Source organism: Microbaculum marinisediminis, assembly GCF_025397915.1.
Classification (GTDB): domain Bacteria; phylum Pseudomonadota; class Alphaproteobacteria; order Rhizobiales; family Tepidamorphaceae; genus Microbaculum; species Microbaculum marinisediminis.
The window spans coordinates 1-505 of sequence record NZ_JALIDZ010000034.1; the positions used below are offsets into that span (position 1 = coordinate 1).

Annotated in this window: 1 protein-coding gene; it reads left to right on the forward strand. The window is 66.9% G+C overall.

Going from position 1 to position 505, the window contains the following annotated elements; genetic code table 11:
• A partial coding sequence (locus MUB46_RS24155) for a hypothetical protein (RefSeq protein WP_261618533.1) occupies positions 1 to 378 on the forward strand: 378 nt, incomplete at its 5' end.
• Positions 379 to 505 lie beyond the last annotated feature (127 nt).

A 505-nucleotide genomic window follows, 5' to 3' on the forward strand; every position in this document is an offset into this window, starting at 1 on the left:
TCGCCTGAGTCCGGGGAACGCTCGTCTGCGGCGCTGAAGGCTCACGAAATGGTCGCCGCGCTGGGCATGACCTGGGACGACGTGTTGTCCGGCCGCGCGGACCCTGCGCCCGTCGAGCCGCGCAAGGGGCAGAAAGCGAAACCTGCCTGGATGAGTAGCGGCAAGAGGCTCAAAGAGGCTCCCGAGGGCTGGGGGGAGGTCGTCGACTACCTGCACGCCAATCTTGGGCGCCTTGCCGGCTGGGAAGTCGTCTGCGTCCGCAATATCGCGCGGTGGCGCGGCATCCCCAAACAGGGGGCAATCGATCACCTGACGGCGGTCTATCGGCGCCTTGTCTCGGAAGATGCCACCGAGCCGGGCCGGGAGGTGGCGGCATGAACCCGGCCCTGCATCTCGTCTATATCGCCGCCCTTCTCGCGATTGCCGTGCGCCTGTCCATTCCGCCCGGCATGACCATCGGCATGGCGTTTCGCCTCTGGTCGCTTGTCATGTCCATGCCCCCGGA